The organism is Amycolatopsis pithecellobii, assembly GCF_009707865.1.
Classification (GTDB): Bacteria; Actinomycetota; Actinomycetes; order Mycobacteriales; family Pseudonocardiaceae; genus Amycolatopsis_E; species Amycolatopsis_E pithecellobii.
This window is the reverse complement of record NZ_WMBA01000026.1, coordinates 75,131-95,764: the sequence shown is the minus strand read 5'-3', so window position 1 is coordinate 95,764 and position 20,634 is coordinate 75,131. Positions and strand designations below refer to the sequence as shown.

Sequence of the window (20,634 nt, the reverse complement as noted above, 5' to 3'; positions counted from 1 at the left end):
GTTGTTGGCTGCTGCTCGGGGGATTGTGAATGGGCGGCATCAGTTTCCGGGGTTGGGTGATTCGTGGGTGGTGCGGGCGCATCGGTCGCGGTATCGGGCTGCGGTGGATTTGGTGGCGTGGGCGTTGCATGAGTCTGGTGTGGACGGTGCGACGGCGTTGTCGGAAGAGCTTGTCGATGAGGTGATGTGGCCGCGGCGTTCGTGGGCGGCCCAGGAGCAGTTCTGGGTGCAGCAGGCGCGTGTGGCGCAGGAGCAGGCTCGATTGCAGGAACAGGCCCGGCGGCAGGAACAGGCCCAGTTGCGGCAGCAGCGCGCGGCGCAGGAGCAGGCCCGGGACGAGGGTCCGATCGCGGCGCGACCGGATGGGCCGGTTGCTTCCGCACAATCGACGCCGTATGCCGCCGCTCGGAACGCGCTGGTGCTTCAGGCGGCGTTGTCGCAGAACGAAGAGGCCGAGCTGCTGCGGGGGGCGCAGGAGATCGTGCAGCGCGCGATGTCGGGCCCTTACGAGGGCCGTGAGGGCCTGAACATCTGGCTCCGGACCTGGGTGGCTCCGAGCAGTGGCGCGAAGGAACGGTACCGCGCTCTGGAAAACCTGTTCCGCACGATGTTGCCTCATTATCTGAACGAGGCGCTGGATGTGCTCTACCCCAAGGAGCGCTACCCGGATCGCGTCTCGGAATGGCCTGTGACGTACCAGTCCCAGCGCGGTTCCGGGGATACGAGCGGCAATTGGGAGCTGGCGGTCCAGGACTCGCCGCGGGAAACGATCGCGTCGTACCGGGCGAAAAGCGCGTTCCAGAGCCAGCTGCTCGCGGACGGGGTTCCGGAGATCGACCGTCGCCGGATCGAGTGGATGGCCGAAGGCTTCGTGGATGCCGCGGTGCGCGCGCCGGTGACCCGGCTGCCCCGCTTCGAGGTCACGGTGTCGCTGTTCGACGCGCTCGGCACGGATTCGAACCTGCGGCGGCTGGAGCCGCTCAAGAGACTGCTGGCGGCGGCGGTGGTGCGCCGGCTCGAGCAGTACCCGGCGGGCGTGGTCCCCGCGGAACAGGTGCTCGAGCAGGTGAACGTGGTCGGGGACGAGACCGAAGACCATAGCCTGCATAGTCAGGTGCGGGTCACTGTGGTGGGTCAGCGCCCCGAAGTGGGCCCGTTCGGCCCGGAGTCGTTCGGTGGCCCCGATGCGGGAGGACTCGCGCCGCAGCAGCATGCCGCCCTGCCGCGAGTGCCGGTTGATCCGCCCGAGACGGTGTATGCGCAGGGGAACGGCACCGAACCCAATGCGCTGGGCTTGTCCAATGTGGACCGTGCCGAGGTGGAGCGGGCGGCGGCGGACATCGTGCACCGTGCGATGGAGGGTGGGTACCACCTTTACGAAGGACTGGATCTGCGGGTCACGGTCAAGATGGACCTGGCCCAATGGTCCGGCGGCCTGTTCACCGCGTTGAAGACGGCGTTCCAGCGGCAGCTTCCCGTCCTGCTGGACGCGGCGTTGGACACGTTGTATCCGGCAACGCTGCATCGGCCCCAGTGGTTGGTGACGGTCACCCCGGAGCTGGGTGACAGCACGAGCCACGGGAATTGGGCGCTGGCCGTTCGGGAGGGGCCGCGGGAGACGATCTCGTCCTATCGTTCGCGGGATGCCTACGACACATGGCTCAGCAGCACACGGGAGCTCTCCGGGGCCGACCTCGCTCGCATCGGCTGGATGATCGAGGGTTTCGTCGATGTACTGGTGCTCGCAGCCGGTCAACCAGGCCTGCCCCGGTTCTCGGGTGTGGTGCACATGGTGCCGATCGCCGGAATCTCGTCGGATGACGCGCTCACGCCTCTGCGGCAGCTGGTGGATTCCGTGGTGTCGCGGCGGCTCGGTGAGTATCCGGCGTACGCCCTGCCTTTGCCGCTGGAGCAGATGCTGGCCGTGGCGTCGGGCTCGGTGACCTTGCGCCTCGACGAGAACGGCGGGTTCGAGGCGGACGGCCTCGTCCGGATCGGCGTGGCGGGGCAGCGTCCCGAGGTGGGGTTGTTCGGTCCGGAGACGTTCACGAATCTGGAGAACCCGTTGCCGCCGCTGAACCCCGTGTGGGCAGATCAGCCGTCGCAGCCGGACCTCATGTGGCAGGGCGACTCGCCGCAGTCGCAGCCGGACCTCATGTGGCAGGGCGACTCGCCGCAGTCGCAGCCTGTGCCGCCGCGGACGGAGCCGGCGACCACGCGGACGGCCGGGTCGTCCGGGCCAGGTGCGGGATGGGTGATCCATGCCGCCGATACGCGTCCGGGGACCAGCGGGGTGTTGCTGCGGAACGTGCCTGATTCGGAGCTGGTGGAACCTCCTGAGGGACAGCGCGTGTCTCCGCGGGATCTCGGATCGCTACCGTCGGATGGCTCGGCCACGGAACTGAAGCTGCCGGGCGAGCTCCGCGACGGCGTGCTGCAGCTGTCGGCCGATGCGCTGCGGGACGCCCGGCGCTTTTCCAAGGCCTACGCGGCGAACGTCCGGCAGCTGTACCTGGCGGGCCGGGAGCTCCCGGATGTCCGTCTGCACTTCGCTTGGCAGACCAACGCCGAGTACGCCGAACGTGACCGGATTTTCGGCCGGACAGAGAAGGAGTTGCTGTCCGCGGTCGCGGCCGTGGGTTTGGATCCGCAAGCGCTGCGGTTGCATTTCGACCACACCACCAGGCAGGTGGTCGACGGCCAGGCCGGTATCGCGCTGTCGGTGCGCGACTCGCCGTATCGGCGGCCGGAGGACTATCAGGCGGCCCGGACGCTGGCGTTGCCCTTCCTCCATGACCAGAACCACGTCACCAGAGTCCCCTATGCGTCCTTGCGGCGGTGGCTGTGGTTGATGGAAGGCTTCCTGCAACGGGTCCGGGAGCATCGGGGCGATGGGGCTGAGGAGCCCCGGCTGCGGGTAGCCCTCCAGCGAGCGTCGGCCCTTCGCCGGCAGGCGGTCATCAAGCTGGTGAACGCGGTGGTCCGCACGGCGCTGGACACGGACGACGCGGCGGAGGCCGGCGACTTCATCCGGCGGTACGTGTCGTTGACCACATTCACCCTGAAGGCGGGTCACGGGTGCGTGGTCGTGGACATCACCGGGCCCGAACACCGGCTGGACGCCCATGTGGCGGCGGCTCCGCTGGAGCTGCCGTGGGCCTGGAGCCAGGCCGATGAAGACCGCGACGCGGCGTCGGAGTCGTCCGAGGCATCGGATGATGAGGATGCTGACACACGCTCGGTGACCAGTCAGGCGTCGCTGCGGGAGGTGTCCGACTCGGAGGTGGTGGTTCCTCCGCTGGGGCAGCAGGTGCGTCCGGCGGCTCTCGGATCGCGACCGGCTGACGCCGTGGTCGGGGAACTGAGGTTTTCGTTCGAGACCGCCGGCGGCGTGCTGAAGCTGCCGGACTACGCGGCAGTGGAAGCGGGAAGGTTCGCGCGGGCTTATGCGGCGAAGGTCCGGCAGCTGTACCTAGCGGGCCGGGAGCTACCGGATGTCCGTCTGGACTACTACTGGGGCACCAACACCGAGTATCTTTTGAGCGGCCAGGTTTTCCGCCGGATGGAACAAGAGCTGCTGTCCGCCGTCGTGGCCGTGGGGTTGGATCCGCGTTGGCTGCGATTGCGTTTCGACCACACCACCACCCAGATCGTGGACGGCCAGGCCGGTGTCGGCCTGTCGGTGCACGACTCGCCGCATCTGCGGCCGGAGGACTATCGGGCGGCCCGGACGCTGGCGTTGCCGTACCTGGATTCCCATCGCTTCGCCACGAGATTCCCGGTGGCGTACCTGCGCCGGTGGCGGTGGTTGACGGAGGGCTTCGTGCAGCGGGTCCGGGATCACCGGGATCAGGGCCATGAGACTGATGCGCCTCAGCTGCGCGTGGTCCTGCTGCGAGGTAGTACAACCCGGTCGGACCATCGCCAGCAGCCGGTCGTCAAGCTGTTGAACGCGGTGATTCGCACGGTGCTGGGCACGGACGGCGCGGTGGAGGCCGGCGACTTCATCCGGCGGTATGTGACGTTCACCCAACACCACGGCGATTCCATCGGGGTGGTCCTGGACATCACGGGTCCGGCACACGACCTGGACGCCCACGTGGCGGAGGCCCCGCTGGAGCTGCCGTGGCCCTGGTCGGAGGACACCGGCACCGCCGAGTCCTTTATGGACGATGCCACGCTCGACGCGATGATCCAGGACGCGCTCGGCTCCGATGTGCTGGCGCCGGTCGCGGGCGGACTCGACGAGTTCGGTGCTGTCATCGACTGGGAGACGGCGTGGGCGGAGCCGTTCGACCCGTCGGCCGACCCGGCCGCGTGGGACATGTTCGGCGATGGCCTCCTGGGGGAGACCGAGGGCCGAGAGTTCCCGGAAGCCGGGCCGTCAGCACCGCGCCCGGACGGCCCAGGCCCGGTCTCCTAGAGGCAGTATTGCCCGCCAGGACATCGTGGCTGGTCCAGCGGGGTCACCATGCCGGTGATTCTCTATCCGCCTAGAGAGGCGATGAAGAAGGCATGAAGGCCGGGCCGACATTCTGATGAGGTGAACATCGTCAGTGGCCCCAAGGGGGAAGCCGTGCAGCCTCGAGTCTTCGTTCACTCCTCGGATCCGATCAAGCGTGCCGGGATCATCGCGCTGCTGGGCGCTTCCCGGGAGGTCACGCTCCTCGAGGACGCCGACCGGGCGGACGCCGATGTCCTGGTACTGGCCGAAAGTGTGGTCACCGAAGCGCAGTTGAACGTGATCCGGAAGATGCGCGCCGAGTTCGAGCGCGAGGCGCCGCTGCCGTGCCTGCTGGTGACCGACCAGTTCGACGAGAACGACATCCTCTCCGCCGTGCAGTCGGGCGTGGTGGGGGTGCTGCCCAGTGTGTACGCGACCCAGAAGGGCCTGACCACCGCGGTGATGATGGCGGCCAACGGGTCCGCGTTGCTGCCCCGCCCGCTGCAGACCGCGCTGTTGCGTCAGCTGCACGATCTGCGCCGCGAGGTGCTCGAGCCCAACGGGCTGACGCTGTCCGGTCTCGGGCTGCGCGAGATCGACGCGCTGCGCCTGGTTTCCGAGGGCTTCCGGACCGACGAGATCGCCTCGAAGATGGTCTGCTCCGAAGGCACGGTCAAGAACCTGCTCTACGGCGCCATCAAGCGGCTCGGCCTGGCCAACCGCACGCACGCCGTCGCCTACGCGATCCGCAGCGGCGCGCTCGCCTGAGCAGAAGGCTTTCAGGACATGACGATTCGCAGGCGCTTGACCGGGGCGGCGCTCGTGCTCGCGGCCGTGGCGCTGGCCGGATGTTCGCCCGCCATCGGCGGGGCGGGGCAGCCGGTGCCGCCCGGTGATTCCGTGCAGTGGGTGTCGGGCAACGCGGAGGGCAACGGCGCGGAACCGGGCACGGGGGATCTCGCCGCCGCCGCGGGCTCGTCCGATCGGGAGTCGACGAAGTGGGTGCAGCTGTCCGTGCGGGAGGCGGGCTCGCTCGCCCCGGTCGTCGCCAACGGCGCCGGCCTGACGTTGTACCGGTTCGACAAGGACGGCTCGTCGCCGTCGAAGTCCTCCTGCACCGGCACGTGCGCCGAGACCTGGCCGCCGGTGCTGGTCGCGCCCGGCGGGCGCATCTTCCTCGATGGTCTGGACCGCTCGACGGTAGGTCTGGTGCAGCGTCCCGACGGGATGCTGCAGGTGACCATCGGGGGCTGGCCGGTTTACCGCTACAGCAAGGACAAACGCGACGGCGACACGAACGGCCAGGGCTCCGGGGGTACCTGGTTCGGCATCGGCCCGGACGGCAAGAAGGCGCAGGACGCCAAGAAGCAACCCGGGGTCGCCATCGTCTACGACGGCAAATCCCTCTACGGTCAGGCGCAGGGTGTGTACGGCCCCGGCTGCCGGGATCTGCCGCGGCCGGGCACGGGCGCGTCGATCCGGGTGCTGGGGGTGCCGATCCGGATCTGGTCGGGGCGCGGGTGCACCGGTGACTCGGCCGGGATCGAGGGGAACGCGACGGACCTGTCGGAGATCAAGTTCGCCGGCCGGGTCGCGTCGATCCGGTTCGCCGATCCCGCCACCCAGGCGGGCCGCGGGGACTCGGTGATCGTGTACGACGACAAGAATTTCGACGGCGACATGCAGGGCACGTCCGGTCCCGGCTGCCAGGATCTGCCGCGGCCCGGCGCCGGGTCGTCGATGCGGGTCAAGGGTGGCGAGGTGGAGGTCTGGTCCGGTGCGGACTGCACGGGCGACCATACGAGGGTCGACGGTGAGGCGTCCGACCTGTCGGCGATCGGTTTCGACGACCGGATCGCGTCGGTGAAGTTCGGTGTTTCAGAAAGTTGAGCAAGCCGGGGGATGGTCATCCGGGCAACCGGTGGTAGCGCTTCGGGCAAGCACCTGCGACCGCGAATAGCGCATGGACCAGAATGCGCACCACGTCCATCAAGCGAGGAGCCTGAATGAAGCGTGCCCGCGGTCTATCCCTCCCGGTCCTGCTCGCGGCCACGGTCGCGCTCACGATCAGCGGATGCACCTCGTCGGCGACGAATGCCGATGGTCAGATCAACCTGACCGTCGCGACATTCGGCGATTTCGGTTATGAACCGCTTATCGCGCAGTACGAACGCGACCATCCGAACATCCACATCGAAAACAAGGTCGCCGATTTCGACACGCACAACAAGCAGCTGGTCACCGAGCTGGCCAGTGGTCACGGTGCGGCCGATGTCGAGGCGATCGACGAACAGTACATCCCGCAGTTCCGCCAGTCCGCCGACAAGTTCGTCAACCTCGCCGACTACGGCGCGCTGAACCTCAAGTCGCAGTGGGTCGACTGGAAGTGGCAGCAGGGCGTGCTTGACGGCGGCAAGCAGGTGCTGGGGCTGGGCACCGACATGGGCGGGCTCGCCATGTGCTACCGGCCCGAGCTGTTCGCCAAGGCGGGGCTGCCGACCGACCGGGACCAGGTCGCCGCACTGTGGCCGACGTGGGAGCAGTTCGCGAACGTCGCGGACCGGTTCACCAAGGCCAACCCCGGGGCCAAGTTCGCGGACTCGGCCGGCACCATCTACACCGCGATCCTCAACCAGGCGCCGGAAAACTACTTCTCCCAGAAGGATGATTCCTTCATCGCCGACCGCAACCCGGCGCTGCGGCGTGCCTTCGACATCGCCGCCTCGATCGGCGCCAAGGGGCAGACCGCGCAGGTGACCACGTACACCCAGGAATGGAACGTGGCGATCAAGCAGGGCACGTTCGCCACCATCGCCTGCCCGGCCTGGCTGCTGCAGCAGATCCGTGAGGCGGGCGGCGACGCGAACGCCGGAAAATGGGATATCACGGCGGTGCCCGGCAACAGCGGGAACAACGGCGGGTCGTTCCTCACCGTGCCGAAGCAGAGTAGCCACCCGAAGGAAGCCTACGAGCTGGCCGCCTGGCTGACCGCGCCGCAGCAGCAGAAGCAGCTGTTCCTGTCGGCGGGCATCCTGCCGAGCGAGCCGGCGGCGTATCACGATCCGCAGGTGCTGGGGAAAACCGACGCCTATTTCCATGACGCCCCGATCGGGCAGATCTTCGCGCGTTCGGCGGACAATCTGACCCCGAACTACCGTGGCACGCGGGACGCGGACGTCCGTCCGGAATTCGGCCGCGCACTGGGCCGGGTCGAGAGTGGCAAGCAGAACACCGACCAGGCCTGGAGCCAGGCCGTGCAATCAGCGCTGGCTGCCATCAAGTAGCCGGCCTGGGATGAACACGCAGGAGGTACCCGCCGCGATGCGGGAGCGAACGGTCGCCGGCGAGCGCGTAAGGGCGCCTGTCGGCGACCGTCCCGTCGGCAGGCGGGGCCCGCCCCGGGTGCGGACCGGGTGGCTGGACCGCGTCACTCCGGCGTTGTTCGTCTCGCCGTTCTTCCTGGTGTTCGGGTTGTTCGGGCTGGTACCGCTGGGTTATCTCGCCTGGATCTCCCTGCATGACTGGCAGCTGATCAACGGGGACGGCGGTTTCGTCGGCCTCGGCAACTACGTCACGCTGTTCACCGATCCGAACTTTTACAACGCGCTGGCGAACACGGTCTCGATTTTCGTCGAATCCGCGATCCCGCAGACCCTGCTGGCGTTCGGCATCGCCGCGCTGCTCAACCGGCCCGGCCGCGGCGAAGGGTTCTGGCGCACCAGTGTCCTGTTGCCCAATGTGGTGTCCGTGGTCGCCGTCGCCCTTGTTTTCGGCCAGCTGTTCGGCCGCGACTACGGCATCGTGAACTGGGTTCTGGGGCTGTTCGGGGTTTCCCCGATCTCGTGGCAGTCGTCGGTGTGGTCCTCGCACCTCGCGGTCGCGGTGATGGTGCTCTGGCGCTGGACCGGGTACAACGCGCTGATCTATCTGGCCGCGATGCAGGCGGTGCCCAAAGAACTGTACGAGGCCGCGGCGCTCGATGGTGCCTCGCGGGTGCGGATGTTCTTCTCGATCACCCTGCCCGCCATCCGGCCGACGCTGCTGTTCACGGTGATCGCCGCGACGGTCGGCGGGCTGCAGTTGTTCGCCGAGCCGCAGTTGTTCGACCCCTCGGGCACGAGCGGCACCGGCGGTGACGACCGGCAGTTCCAGACCGTGCTGATGTACTTGTACGAGAAGGGAATGGGCAGCCTCGACGCCGGATATGCGGCCGCCATTTCGTGGGTGCTGTTCGTGTTGTGCGTCGTGTTCTCGCTGATCAACGTCCGCCTGGTCCGGCGGTTGGTCAGGGGGGCGTGAGGTCGATGGCATGGACCGCCTCCCCGCGGCGCGGTGTGGCCGCCACCGGTGCGCTGCTGGCTTTCGTGATCGTCTCGGTGTTCCCGCTGTACTGGTCGTTCGTCATGTCCACAAGGGACAATTCGGCGATCGGCGAGACGACACCGGTGCTGGTGCCGGGCGGGCACCTGCTGGAGAACATCGGCACCGTGTTCGATCGCGTCGATTTCTGGCTGGCGCTACAGAACTCGCTGATCGTCTCGTGCACCGTCATGGTGGCCAACGTCGTGCTCGCGAGCCTGGCCGGGTTTGCCTTCGCCCGCTTGAGATTCCGTGGCCGCAACACGCTGTTCCTGATCGTGATCGGCTCGATGATGGTTCCGGCGCAGCTCGGGGTGATCCCGCTCTACATTCTCGTCGGGGATCTCGGCTGGACGGGCCGGTTGCAGGCGGTCATTGTGCCGGGGCTGGTGAGCGCGTTCAGCGTGTTCTGGATGCGACAGTCGTGTGAGGAAGCGGTTGCGGTCGAGCTGATCGACGCCGCCCGTGCCGACGGTTGTTCGCTGCTGCAGGTGTTCTGGCATGTCGCGGTGCCGGCGTTACGGCCGCAGGCGGCGGTGCTGGGGATGCTATCGTTCATGACGGCTTGGAATGATTTCTTCTGGCCGCTCGTTGTGCTGGATCCGAACGAGACACCCACCGTGCAGGTGGCCTTGTCTCATCTGGCAAGTGGGTACTACACCGACTATTCGCTGATGCTCACCGGCGCCACTCTCGGCGCTGTTCCGGTGATCGCGTTGTTCTTGCTGCTGTCCCGGCAGGTCGTAACCGGAATCATGGAAGGAAAGTTGCGTGTTTGACAACTCTGGGGACCATGACCTGCTGCGTTTTCCACCCGGTTTTCTGTGGGGCGCCGCGACCGCCTCATACCAGATCGAAGGCGGCGCCAAGGACGGCGGCCGCGGTCCGTCCATTTGGGACACTTTCTGTGCCGAACCGGGCAAGATCCACGGCGGCGCGAACGGGGACGTCGCCTGTGACCATTTCAACCGCTACCCCGAGGACGTCGCGCTGATGGCCGACCTCGGGCTGCCCGCCTACCGGTTTTCCGTTTCGTGGTCGCGGGTGATGCCCGACGGCAAGCGGGTTTCCCAGGAGGGCCTGGATTTCTACCGCAGGCTGGTGGACGAGCTGACCGCCAAGGGTGTCGAACCCGTGGTCACGCTGTACCACTGGGATCTGCCGCAGGCGCTGGAAGACGAGGGCGGCTGGCGTAACCGTGAGCTCGCCGGCCATTTCGCCGAATACGCGCAGACCGTCCACAGTGCACTCGGTGACCGGGTGCGTCAGTGGACCACCATCAACGAGCCGTTCTGTTCGGCCTTTCTGGGATACTTCGCGGGAATTCACGCCCCGGGGGACACGGACCCGGCCGCCGCACTGGTCGCGGCGCACCATTTGCTGCTCGCGCACGGCACCGCGTTGCAGGCGTTGCGCGCGCAGGCGCGGCCGGAACACAGTTTCTCGGTGGCGCTGAACTTCTCGCCCGCGCTCGCTGAAGGCTACGGCCCCGAACATGTCGATGCCGCACGGAAGTTCGATGGCATGCACAACCGGTTCTTCCTGGATCCCTTGCTGGGTAAGGGATATCCGGAAGACGTGCTCGCCGACCTCGCCCATGTCGGCGGTCTCGCCGACGCCATCAAGGACGGGGACCTCGAAACGATCGCGGGCCCGATCGACTGGCTCGGCGTGAATTACTATGCGCCGACCCGGGTGAAGCCGCTGGAGGATCCGTACCAGCAGAGCAACTGTCCACTGCCAGGCTTGCGCGGCGTGGATGTCGTGGCCCCCCGCCCGCCGCTGACAGGCTTCGGGTGGGAGCAGACACCTTCGTCGCTGACGGAGTTGTTGCGCTGGCTGAACTGGCACACGGGCGGGCTTCCGTTGGTGATCGCGGAGAACGGTGCGGCTTTCGAGGACGTGATCGGCGAGGACGGCCGGATCCGCGACACCGCACGCACGAACTACATCGCCGACCACCTGCGAGCAGTACACGCCGCCATCGAGGGCGGTGCCGATGTGCGGGGATATCTCCTGTGGGCGTTGCTGGACAATTTCGAGTGGTCGATGGGATATTCGCAACGTTTCGGCATCGTGCACGTCGACTTCGAAACACAACGCCGCACGGTCAAGGACAGCGCCAGGTTCTATCAGAACGTGATCACCCACAACGCCCTGTCAGCAGCCGGCCCAGCGGAACCCTTGGCAACAGCCGCGACGGACCAGTAGCCACACACCACGAACAAGCCGCCGCCGTGCAACGAAAAGCCGGCCGAGGGACCCACCGCCCACTCCCACCCCCGAACCAACACGAAGCCTCCTTAGCGGTCGGCATGCCGGGTCAAGGGTGGACGAAGTCCATCGCGAAGCGACGCCGAAGGCGCCCTTGACGGGGTGAGCCGACCGTTAAACGATCAGCGAAGTGGGGCGGGTGGGTCCCCTCACCGAACATCGCCGATCCCCCGCCCCAAAAGGTCCCGCGACGCGGTATCAAGCTTCGCCAGCAACCGCGCGACATGGGCCTGCACTGTCCGCCGCGGCAATCCCAACTGTGCGGCGATCGCCGGGTTCGGATAGCCGGTGGCCACCAGCCGGGCGATGTCGACCTCCACGGGTGACAGCGAATCCCACCCTTGCTGTGATCGTGGCGGCGCCGCCATCGCCCGGCGCCGGATGCCGAAGCGGGACAGCCGGGCCTGCGCGCGTTCGAGGTTCCACCGTGCCGACAAATCGGCATACACGTCGGTCGCTTCGTCGAACGACGTCTGCGCGGCGGCGAGGTCGCCCTGCGCGGCGAGTAGCGCGGCCGCATCTTCTTGCGCGTTGGCGAGTTCGACGATCCGGCCGACCTGCCGGTAGTGTGCGGCGGCGGCCAGGACCTGCGCCGCGTCGCGTTCGACCATTCCCCGGCACCACTTGGCCGCCACGCTCGCGCGCGCGACGACGCGTTCCTTTTCCGCCTCCGCCTCACAAATCCGCACCGCGCGCAACGCCCTGTCCCGGTCCCCGGCGTCCAGCGCGGTCCGCACGATCCACGGTAACCACTGGTGCCGCAGCATCATGGGGGAGAACTCGGGGTTGAGCATCGGTTCCAGCACCCGCAGCGCGCTTTCCGCGTCCCCGCGCTGGGTCAGCGCCAGCGACTGCGCGAACAGCAGGAAGTCGACATTCTCCCGTTCCGAGCTGGTGACCGGCGCGTACTCGTTGACGGCGTCGAGATCGGCCGCCGCACGGACGGTGTCCCCGCGCTGCCCGGCGATCAGCGCCGAGACCCCGTGTAGCAGCAACGCCGTCGCCGGCGGTTCCCGCAGGCCGAAGAACGTGATGGCGGGCCCGTCCTCGGTCACCGAGTCCAGCTCGACGAGCGCCTCGTTCCAGTTGCCCGTCCAGTAATTGTGCACGGCCGCCGGCACCTGGAGCGTGTTGACGAACGAGTGCTCGCTGGCGATCCGCCGCGCGGTGCGCAGCGATTCCCCGGCCTCGTCGAGCCGGTCGAGGTTCTGCAGCGTGAACACCCGGTTGTCGAGCAGGTCCATCTTGAGATCGGCGAGCTTGTCGGTGTTGTCGACGACCGCGATCGCCTTGTCGATATGTTCCAGCGCCGCCTCGTGATCACGGCGCACAGACGCCACCAGCCACAGGGTCTGTAGCGCGTGCGCGGTCAGGTAGTCGTCACCGCCCGCCATGTTCAGTGCCTTGTGCCCGGCACTTTCGGCGGCGTCGAGGTCGTCCAGACCACCGCGCCGGAAGTTGGCGAGCAGGTGCTTGTGCCGCCGCCGCCACAGTTCGGGCACCGCCGGGTCGTCGACCGCGCCGGCCAGCACGTCGACCGCCTGCTCGGCTTCCCCCCGGCGGTAGCGGATGGCTGCCAGCAGTTGCCGCATTTCGGCCTTGCGGCAGGGATCCGTGGAAATCGCGAGCGCGGTTTCCGCTTCCTTCACCGGTTCCTGGTCGAGCCGGAACACCACCTTGACCAGCGCGGCCGCCAGTACTTCCCGCCGCGGATCGGTGTCGGGGCAGGTTTCCAGGGCGTGCTTGAGCAGGTCCGCCGCGATCAGCGGCGCCCGGTTCGACACCGCTTCGTGGTTGTCGACCAGCCATTGCAGCACCCACGGGTCGGTGACGTGGATCGCCGCGATCTGTTCGGCGACCCGGCTCACCGGCGCCCCGACCCCGGCCAGCGCTTCCGCGGCCTGCCGGTGCAGACCGGCCCGCGCACCGGCGGGAATGCCGTCGTAGTAAGCCTGCCGCAGCAACGGATGCCGGAAGGCGAGGTGGGTGTCGGAGTCGACGATCACGTTGGCGGCCACCGCCTGCTCGAAAACCGTGAGCAGTTCCGACGGCCGTTTTCCGGCCACCGCGGCGATATCGGTGACGGTGAACTGGGTGCCCAGCAACGCGGCCCACCGCAGCACTTCGTGGACCCCGGCGGGCAGCACATCGAGATGCCGGCGGATGGTGTCCACAAGGGACCGTGGTGCGGTGTAGCCCGCGTCGGCGAGATCGGCGACGCCGACCGTGGTGACAACGGCGTTCTCCCGCAGCAGTGCCTCGGTGAGTTCCGTGACGTAGAGCGGGTTTCCGGTGGTCCGGTCCACCAGGTTCCGCAGATCCGGGCCTGCCTGCGCGCCGATCAGGGACTCGTGCAGTTCGAGCGCTTGCGCGCTGCTGAGCGGGCGCAGGCTCAGCACCGCTCCGCTGCGGTCGTCGATCGCCTGGCGCAGCCGGACCAGCTGGGCGCTGCGCGGCACCGGCCGCGCGGCGGCGATGAGCAGCAGCGGCAACTGCCGGGTCGCGGCGACCAGCCGGTGCCACAGCAGCACGCTCGCTTCGTCGGCCCACTGGATGTCGTCGATCACCAGGATCAACGGGGCCTGCGCGCACAGTTCGTCCACCAGCGCCAGCATCCGGCCGACCGCCGCCAGCGCCGGATCCTGCTCACCCCAGACGTTCGACGTCGGCCGGTACTCGTAGAGGTCCGGCGTTTTCTCCACACCGAGGCAGGCGGACATCACCTGCAGCGGGATGCGGGTGGACAACTCGTCCGCGAGCGCCCAGCCGATCTGGCAGCCGCGACCGCGCACGTCGAACAGCGCGTTGGTGAGCAGTTCCGATTTGCCGATGCCGAAATCCCCTTCGACCCAGGCAGTGCCGCCACGCCCGTCGCACACGTCGTCGACCAGACCACGCAGGGTCTCCAGTTCGGCGGCGCGGCCGATGAACGCGGACCGCACGCCCGAGGCGAGCCGGCGCGAAACCGACGTGGGCAGCACGAAAAGCCGGTCGGGCACGCCTTTCTTCGGTCCGGCCGAGCCTCCGAAAGCGCTTTCCGAAGCCGGCGCGTCGAGGCTGGGATCCTGCGCGAGGATCTGCGCGTGCAGCCGTTGCAGCGCCGCACCGGGTTCGATGCCGAGCTCGTCGACGAGCGTCGTGCGCGTGTCACGGAAGACTTCCAGTGCCTCGGTCGGCTGCCCGCTGCGGTACATGGCGAGCATCAGCAGCTCGCGGATCCGTTCGCGCAGCGGGAATTCCTGGGCGAGCGCGGTGAGCTCGGCGGCGATCTCATGGTGCTCGCCGAGCGCGAGCACCGCTTCGGCACGCAATTCCAGCGCGGTCAACCGGAGTTCGGTGAGCCGGGCGTGTTCCCGTTCGGCGAACGGGCCGGGCACCCCCGACAACGGGTCGCCGCCCCACAGCCCGAGCGCCTCGTCGAGCGCGCCGAGCGTGGCCGGCTGCTGCTGGCGTGCCTGCGCGACCAGCCGCTCGAACGCGACCGCGTCAACATCCTCGGGTTTGATCCGCAGCGTGTACCCGGCCGGGCTGCTGACCAGCACGGTGCTGGCGGCCCACCGTTCGCGGTCGGGTTCCAGAGCCCGCCGCAGCCCGGAGACGTAGGTGTGGATGCTGCCGTCCACGCTCGCCGGAGCGGAATGGCCCCACACCGCCGAAATCAGGTCCGCGCGGCTGACGGTGAGTCCGGCCCGGACCGCGAGCACGGCGAGTACCGCGCGCTGGCGCGCCGGCCCCAGCTTGAGCTCGGTCGGCCCGCGCCAGGCCCGGATCGGCCCGAGCAGCTCGATCCGGAGCGTGTCGTCGTCCATGTCTGCCATGTGCCCCCGCTCAACCTTTCACTTCCTGTCTGCGTCTACACCGGAGCCGTTGCCGGATAGCCGAGCGCCCTCATCGCGTCGAACATCCGGCGGAGGTCATATCGTGCTCCGAGTCTGCGGTAAATCGTGCTGGCCTGGACCAGCTGGTCGCGCGCCTCGCTCTTGCGACCGTGCCTGGCCAGCAACCAGGCGGCGTCGTCGACGGTGCGGACGGAGATCAGGTTCGTCCCGATCCGGGTGGCCGCGATGGTGGCCAGCCGCAGGAGTTCGTCGGGATCGTCGTCGATGATCGCCCGGCAGTGCCTGCCCACCACCTCGAACGCGTTCGTGGCGCGCTGTACCGGCGACCATTCGGCGAGCGCCTGCCGGATCCGCTCCAGCGAGGCGGTATCGCCGACGGTGACCGCGAGGCGGGCAAGGCGGGGCAGCCACAGGTATCCCGCCAGCGGGCGTACGGGCGCGTTCACCAGCGGGGCGAGCGCGGAGATGGCTTCTTCCGGGTGGCCGTTCATCAGTGCGAGCTCGGACTTGGCGCTGAACAGGAAATCGGAGGCGGGGGAGCGCAGGCTGACCGAATCGGCGTGTGACACCGCGGTCCAGACATGCCGTGCCGCGGTTTCGGCTTCGTCCCGCATGATCGCGATCAGCGCGGCGAGAGCGTAGACCGTCACGCCGGCATGGCGCAGCAGGTAGGACTTGTACACCTGGTCGTCACCGGTGAGCGCGTCCAGTTCAGCCTGCGCCCCGGCCCACTCGCACATCCAGTAGTGGCTGATCGCGTTGGCGAGGTGGATCTCGGCGGGTAGCGCCCGGTCCGGGGCCAGCTCCCACGTCGCGGCCACGTACGGCGCACCGGACCGGTCGCCGCCGAGCATCGCGCGCGTGTCGGCGTCCAGCAACGGCAGCTGAGCGAGTTCCGCGATCGGCGCGGACAGGTTTTCCTCGTGCGGGTTCCCGGACAGCTCGGCGCGCAGCAGTTCGTGGCGTTCCCGCCAGCGGCCGGTCACCCGCGCGTCGGCCAGCGCCGTGTCCACTTCGGACAGGGCTTCGGCGGTGCGCCCGCTGCGGTAGTAGCCGTAGGCGAGGATCCAGCGCATTTCCGCCGCGCGGTCCGGATCCCCGCTTCGTGCGATGAGCGACCGGGCTTCGGACTCGGGTTCGGTGCCCAGCCAGAACAAGAGCCGGGCCAGCACCGCGAGCATGCCGTCGCCCTGCGGTCCACGCGCGGTCGAGCCGATCACCTGGCGGAGCAGACCAATGGCGACATAAGGTTTTTCGGCCGCGATCATGCCGACGTTGTCGGCGAGCCAGCCGCTGACCCAGGAATCGGTCGCGGTCGAGGTCGCCGCCAGATGCTCGGCCACCCGCACCGCGGGGGCGCCGTTGGCGGCGAGGGTTTCCGCGAACTGGCGGTGCAGCGCCGCGCGCATCGGGGCCGGCGTCTTCTCGTGCAACGCCAGCTGGACGATCTTGTGCCGGAAGCGCAGCGACTCGCCGTCGGCGACGAGGAACCCGGCGGCGAGCGCTTCTTCGACGTCGCCCGCCAGATCGGCGAGGTCCCGGCCCACGGTCGCGGTGAGATCGGCGTAGGTGAAGCTATCCCCGAGCAGCGTCGCCCACTGCAACATCGACAGCGCCGGGCCGGGCAGGAAGCTGACGTGGTCGTTGATACGCGCGACCAGGCGCGCCGGGAGCGCGCCGGGAGCGGCGCCCATGCGGTCGCCGTGCTGCGATTGCTCCGCCGCGGCCGCGATGATTTCCCTGAGGTAGTGCGGGTTTCCGGCGGCGAGATCGATCTGCGAGCGGATCCGCGCCGACAGCCCGACGCCCACGAGCCGCTCGGCGAGTTCGACGACCTCCGGGTGCTCGAGCGGGCCGAGGGTGATCAGCTCCGCCGTGCGCGCCAGGCGTTGCCGCAAATGGACCAGACCGGCGCGTCCCGGCGTGGGACGGGCCGCGCTGACCAGCAACAGCGGGAGCCGCTCGGTGAGTTCCGCCAGCCGCGACCACACGCTCAGACTCGCCGCGTCGGCCCATTGGAACTGGTCCGCGACCAGGATCAACGGGCCCTGCGCGAGCAGCCCCGCGACGTTCTCCAGCACATGCTCGACCCCGGCCTGCACGGTTTCGAAGCCGAAGTAGTCACGGATCAGCTGGGCCGGCATGCCGCTGTCGATTTCCTGTGCGGTGGCCCATCTGAGCCGGGTTTCGCCGACGTCGGTGCTGGCCAGTACCTCGCTCAGCACCTCGGCGAACAGGGCGGTTTTCCCAATGCCCGCTTCGCCTTCGACCCACACCACGCCGCCGCGCCCGTCGAGCACCGCGGAAACCGTGTCGTGCAACAGCTGACGCTCATCTGAGCGGCCCACAAAGACATCCGTCCGCTCGGGCCGCCAGTCCGCGCGCGCCGGCAGCGTCGGCGGGGCCGGCGCGACCGTGGCCGCGGGTGCGGGCCTGCCGGGCGTGGTGCCGGAAAGCAGCTGTTCATGCAGCCGTCGCAATTCCGGTCCCGGTTCGATGCCCGACGTCTCGATGAGGGTCTCGCGCGCTTCGGTGAACACTTCCAGCGCCTCGGCGGTCCGGCCGTCCTCGTGCAGCGCGCGCATCAGCAGCGCCCGGAGCCGTTCGCGCAGCGGGTGTTCCTGTGCCAGCGCGGACAGTTCCGCGATGACTTCGTTGTGACGGCCGAGATCCAGCAGGACCTCCGCCCGGGTTTCCACGGTGGTGAGCCGGAGTTCGCCGAGCTTGGCGCGCTGCGTGGCGGCGAACGGGCCGGGCAGTCCGGCGAGCGCGTCGCCGTGCCACAACTCCAGCGCCGCGTCCAGTTCGGCGAGCGCGTCCTGCGGCCGTCCCGCCTTGCGCTGCTGTGCCCCGCTGGTGCGCAGCTCGTGAAACCGGTGCAGGTCAAGCCTTTCCCGGTCGATCTGCAGCGAGTAGCCGGAGCCGACCGAGGCCAGCAGGTGCCCGCTGGACCGGGGCGCGCGGTCGGGCTCCAGCGCGCGGCGGAGCCCGGAAATATAGGTGTAGATGCTGCCTGCCGCGCTCGATGGTGGCTGCTCGCCCCAGAGCGCGTCGATCAGTTCGTGCCGGGAAACGGTGTGACCAGCGGAAATCGCGAGTACGGCGAGAACAGCACGCCGGTGCGCGGAACCCAGATCGATCTCATTTTCGCCATGCCAGCCACGCACGGAACCGAGAACCTGGAACCACAGCCCCGGGTGATTGTCTCCGGTCATCGAACTCTCCGGCGTAGGAAGGGCAATATTCTCGGACAATAAGGAGACGTCTTTTCCGGTGCGGCGGTTCCGCGTTACGGTACTACCAGGACCGGCAGACCTTCCCAAGGTCTGTTCCGAATCGATATTCAGAGAAGAACGTGAACGTCTTTCGCGTCCTCTGGATGGGGAGTTTCCGGGCAGGGTCCGCCCGGACGTGCGTGCCTGATTGTGTCAATGCTCACCGCAAGTGCCTACCTCGTTTGCCATGCCTGAGGCGCCAAAAGGTGTGGCCACTCTATACCCGGGCGGAGGGTAGGCCGCAAGATCGGTAGGTATGGGTTCACTACCCCTGGCGGATCACCCCGCCAGGGGTAGCAATGATTATTCGGGCAGATTGGTTACCCGAATTCCTCTTCTTGGGCCTTGAGCTCTTGACTGTTAACCAGTCCGTCATACATTGGTTCGAACCGATGTGCGAACCAATGCGTTACCCCATCACTCCTCGGCCTCTTCATCCAGGTCCACGCCGGCGAGCATGGCGTTTTTGAAAATGGGGGCGTCCAGTCGCATCGACGCGGGGGCGCCGGGGTTGAGCAGCACATCCACGCCGCTGTCCGGCAGGGCCGCGGCGAGTTCGAGCGCATGGAGCTCGACCCAGCCGTCCACCTCGACCCGCTTGCGGTGCGATTCGGCGGTGGTCACGAGCACGCACTGGATGTCGTCGGGCGAGGGCGCGATCACCGCGCTGCCGTCGGCGTTGATGGCGACGCCGAACTCCGCGTCCCGCATCACTTCGAGCAGGTCTGAACCATCGGCGCCGTTCTGCACGACGGTCTGCATCGCCGCGTCGACCGGGTCCGTCGGCGAACCGGGGCGCGAGGGGACGTAGTCCGGGTTGGCCACGAACCGCTGGGTGTTGCCTTCCTCGTCGAACAACCAGCCGCCGACGACCGCGTACGGCGGCGGTTCCTCTTCCTCGTCGGCGGGTGCCCACGCCGGGTCCACCACCAGGACGAAGTTGGCGACCGGGTCTTCGGCTTCTTCCGCCTCGGCGGCGGGCTGTTCGTCGGCCATCAGCCGGCCACCCTGATCACGCGCAGCTCGAACGGGTTCGGGTCCATCAGCGCCTGACCATCGGGCGAGGTCGGGTCGATCAGCTGGATCCCGTTGTTCTCGTTGATCGCCCACAGCAGGTGGCCGACGGACTCACGGCCGCGGATATCCTTACGCCGCACCCAAACCAGGGCTCGTGTGCCGGTCGGGAACGCGGTGATCTCCTCGAACGCCGAGCCCCAGTGCGGGTGCTGCTGTACGCTCGCCACCTCGCCGATCCCGGCGATCGTCGGCGAATACCACGCCGCCACACCGGACGGCGGCGGCTCGGGCAGGTCCTTGCCGTCGTCCCAGTCCTCCAGGTATCCCCACGGGTCGCGGTTCGGCAGCCCGAACGGCGCCTTGCCCGCTTCCTTGGGCACCACGACCGCGGCGTCGAGCATCTGGTCCCGCCAGTCGCCGGAAGCGACGAACCGGCTGGTGGTGCAGGCGAACAACCAGCCGCGCTCGAGCTCGTCCTCCGGGTCGGGGGAGACCAGCACCGCCTCGTCGGAGTAGCTGTACTTGAGCCACTGGCCGGCTTTTTCCACCGCGGCTTCGAAGTCGGGCGCCGCGTTTTCCCACGGCACGGTGATTTCCTCGGCCGCCGCGTCGGGAACCCGGTGGAAGCGGGCGAGCACGAGCTGGCCGACCTCGGCGTCGTTGAGCTCCGCGAGCGAACCCCGCTGCCCGTCGATCACGATCACGCCGTCGCTGTTGTAGTCCACGTACAGCAGGTGCCCGGTCAGCGGGCGGTCGTTCAGCTTGCGTTGCAGCCAGACCACGCCTTTGGTGCCTTCACCGCTGTCGAGGAAGACCTGGCTGATCTCGGTCCAGCTGCTGTGCACCGAAATCTCGGCGCCGGGGAAATACCGCGCCACCAACCGGTCCCACCAGCCGGGTTCCTCGTCGGAGGCCTGCCACGGCAGCGCGGTCGCCGGCCGGTTCTCGATGGCGGCGTCGGTCGCGACGAGGCAGTTGCGGGCGTTGAGCCGCCAGCGCCACAGCCCGGATTCCGGTGCGGTGGACAGGTTGATGTCCTCGTCGAGCGGGTCCGCGTTGGCGGCGGGGAACGGCTGGCCACCGTCCTTGGGCACACAAAGGGTGGCGGCCAGCAACGGCTCGTCGGAACCGGTGTGGCGGCAGTTGAACAGCGCCAGCCGGCGACCGTCGAGAACCGGTTCGGTGCTCTCGAGCGTCACCAGGTCGCCGTAGGTCGCGCTCAACCAGGCTTGCGCGCGTTCGGCCAGCTCGTTCACGATTTCTCCGTAACCGTCAGATGCACCGTGCCATGGCAGTCAAACATGCCAACGACCCGGTACGGGAGGGCACAATAGGCAAAAGGGGGGTTCAGCCAACCCACATTACCCAAAGAGGCCTAAGCCGAAAGCGCGAGTTGCGCGTTCCCGCTGCGCGAGTTGCGCGTTGC

General features: G+C 68.2%; 11 protein-coding genes. 7 read left to right on the top strand and 4 right to left on the bottom strand.

The window, feature by feature from the left end; all coding sequences use genetic code 11:
• The first annotated feature begins 103 nt into the window (after nt 1–103).
• The 7 genes from GKO32_RS17970 (at nt 104) to GKO32_RS17940 (ending at nt 11,014) form a co-directional block, all read left to right on the top strand.
• Entirely contained in the window at nt 104–4,423 is a 4,320-nt protein-coding gene (locus GKO32_RS17970) for a cell envelope integrity TolA family protein (RefSeq protein WP_154758032.1), read from the top strand.
• A gap of 120 nt (nt 4,424–4,543) precedes the next feature.
• Nucleotides 4,544–5,212: a helix-turn-helix transcriptional regulator gene (locus tag GKO32_RS17965; protein WP_312868037.1), complete on the top strand. Its 669-nt coding sequence runs from the start codon at nt 4,544–4,546 to the stop codon at nt 5,210–5,212.
• 18 nt (nt 5,213–5,230) lie between these two features.
• Complete coding sequence (locus GKO32_RS17960; protein WP_154758031.1) at nt 5,231–6,334, top strand: hypothetical protein; 1,104 nt, start codon at nt 5,231–5,233, stop codon at nt 6,332–6,334.
• Between the two features lie 116 nt (nt 6,335–6,450).
• A complete protein-coding gene (locus GKO32_RS17955) occupies nt 6,451–7,728 on the top strand; it encodes an ABC transporter substrate-binding protein (protein ID WP_154758030.1) in 1,278 nt (425 codons plus the stop codon).
• 10 nt (nt 7,729–7,738) lie between these two features.
• Nucleotides 7,739–8,743 carry a carbohydrate ABC transporter permease gene (locus GKO32_RS17950; RefSeq protein WP_246243997.1) on the top strand — a complete coding sequence of 335 codons (1,005 nt, stop codon included), beginning with the start codon at nt 7,739–7,741 and terminating at the stop codon, nt 8,741–8,743.
• 5 nt (nt 8,744–8,748) lie between these two features.
• Nucleotides 8,749–9,582 carry a carbohydrate ABC transporter permease gene (locus tag GKO32_RS17945; RefSeq protein ID WP_154758029.1) on the top strand — a complete coding sequence of 278 codons (834 nt, stop codon included), beginning with the start codon at nt 8,749–8,751 and terminating at the stop codon, nt 9,580–9,582.
• 22 nt (nt 9,583–9,604) lie between these two features.
• On the top strand, nt 9,605–11,014 hold the full coding sequence (locus tag GKO32_RS17940; RefSeq protein ID WP_154758045.1) for a GH1 family beta-glucosidase: 1,410 nt from the start codon (nt 9,605–9,607) through the stop codon (nt 11,012–11,014).
• A gap of 212 nt (nt 11,015–11,226) precedes the next feature.
• Here the strand turns inward: GKO32_RS17940 and GKO32_RS17935 are convergent, their stop codons facing one another.
• The 4 genes from GKO32_RS17935 to GKO32_RS17920 all read right to left on the bottom strand — a co-directional run bounded on the left by GKO32_RS17935 (nt 11,227) and on the right by GKO32_RS17920 (nt 20,464).
• Nucleotides 11,227–14,895 (bottom strand): ATP-binding protein, encoded by a 3,669-nt coding sequence (locus GKO32_RS17935; protein ID WP_246243995.1) that lies wholly within the window; start codon nt 14,893–14,895, stop codon nt 11,227–11,229.
• Nucleotides 14,896–14,930: 35 nt separating this feature from the next.
• Complete coding sequence (locus GKO32_RS17930) at nt 14,931–18,131, bottom strand: ATP-binding protein (protein ID WP_154758028.1); 3,201 nt, start codon at nt 18,129–18,131, stop codon at nt 14,931–14,933.
• Between the two features lie 477 nt (nt 18,132–18,608).
• Complete coding sequence (locus GKO32_RS17925; RefSeq protein ID WP_154758027.1) at nt 18,609–19,187, bottom strand: type VII secretion system-associated protein; 579 nt, start codon at nt 19,185–19,187, stop codon at nt 18,609–18,611.
• A complete protein-coding gene (locus GKO32_RS17920; RefSeq protein WP_312868035.1) occupies nt 19,187–20,464 on the bottom strand; it encodes a YrhB domain-containing protein in 1,278 nt (425 codons plus the stop codon). The genes GKO32_RS17925 and GKO32_RS17920 overlap by 1 nt, the downstream gene beginning before the upstream one ends.
• Nucleotides 20,465–20,634: the final 170 nt, after the last annotated feature.

Coding starts and splice junctions, on each gene's coding strand:
- GKO32_RS17960 (WP_154758031.1), top strand. CDS start 5,231: ATGACGATTCGCAGGCGCTTGACCGGGGCGGCGCTCGTGCTCGCGGCC.
- GKO32_RS17955 (WP_154758030.1), top strand. CDS start 6,451: ATGAAGCGTGCCCGCGGTCTATCCCTCCCGGTCCTGCTCGCGGCCACG.
- GKO32_RS17950 (WP_246243997.1), top strand. CDS start 7,739: ATGAACACGCAGGAGGTACCCGCCGCGATGCGGGAGCGAACGGTCGCC.
- GKO32_RS17945 (WP_154758029.1), top strand. CDS start 8,749: ATGGCATGGACCGCCTCCCCGCGGCGCGGTGTGGCCGCCACCGGTGCG.
- GKO32_RS17935 (WP_246243995.1), bottom strand. CDS start 14,895: ATGGCAGACATGGACGACGACACGCTCCGGATCGAGCTGCTCGGGCCG.
- GKO32_RS17930 (WP_154758028.1), bottom strand. CDS start 18,131: ATGACCGGAGACAATCACCCGGGGCTGTGGTTCCAGGTTCTCGGTTCC.
- GKO32_RS17925 (WP_154758027.1), bottom strand. CDS start 19,187: ATGGCCGACGAACAGCCCGCCGCCGAGGCGGAAGAAGCCGAAGACCCG.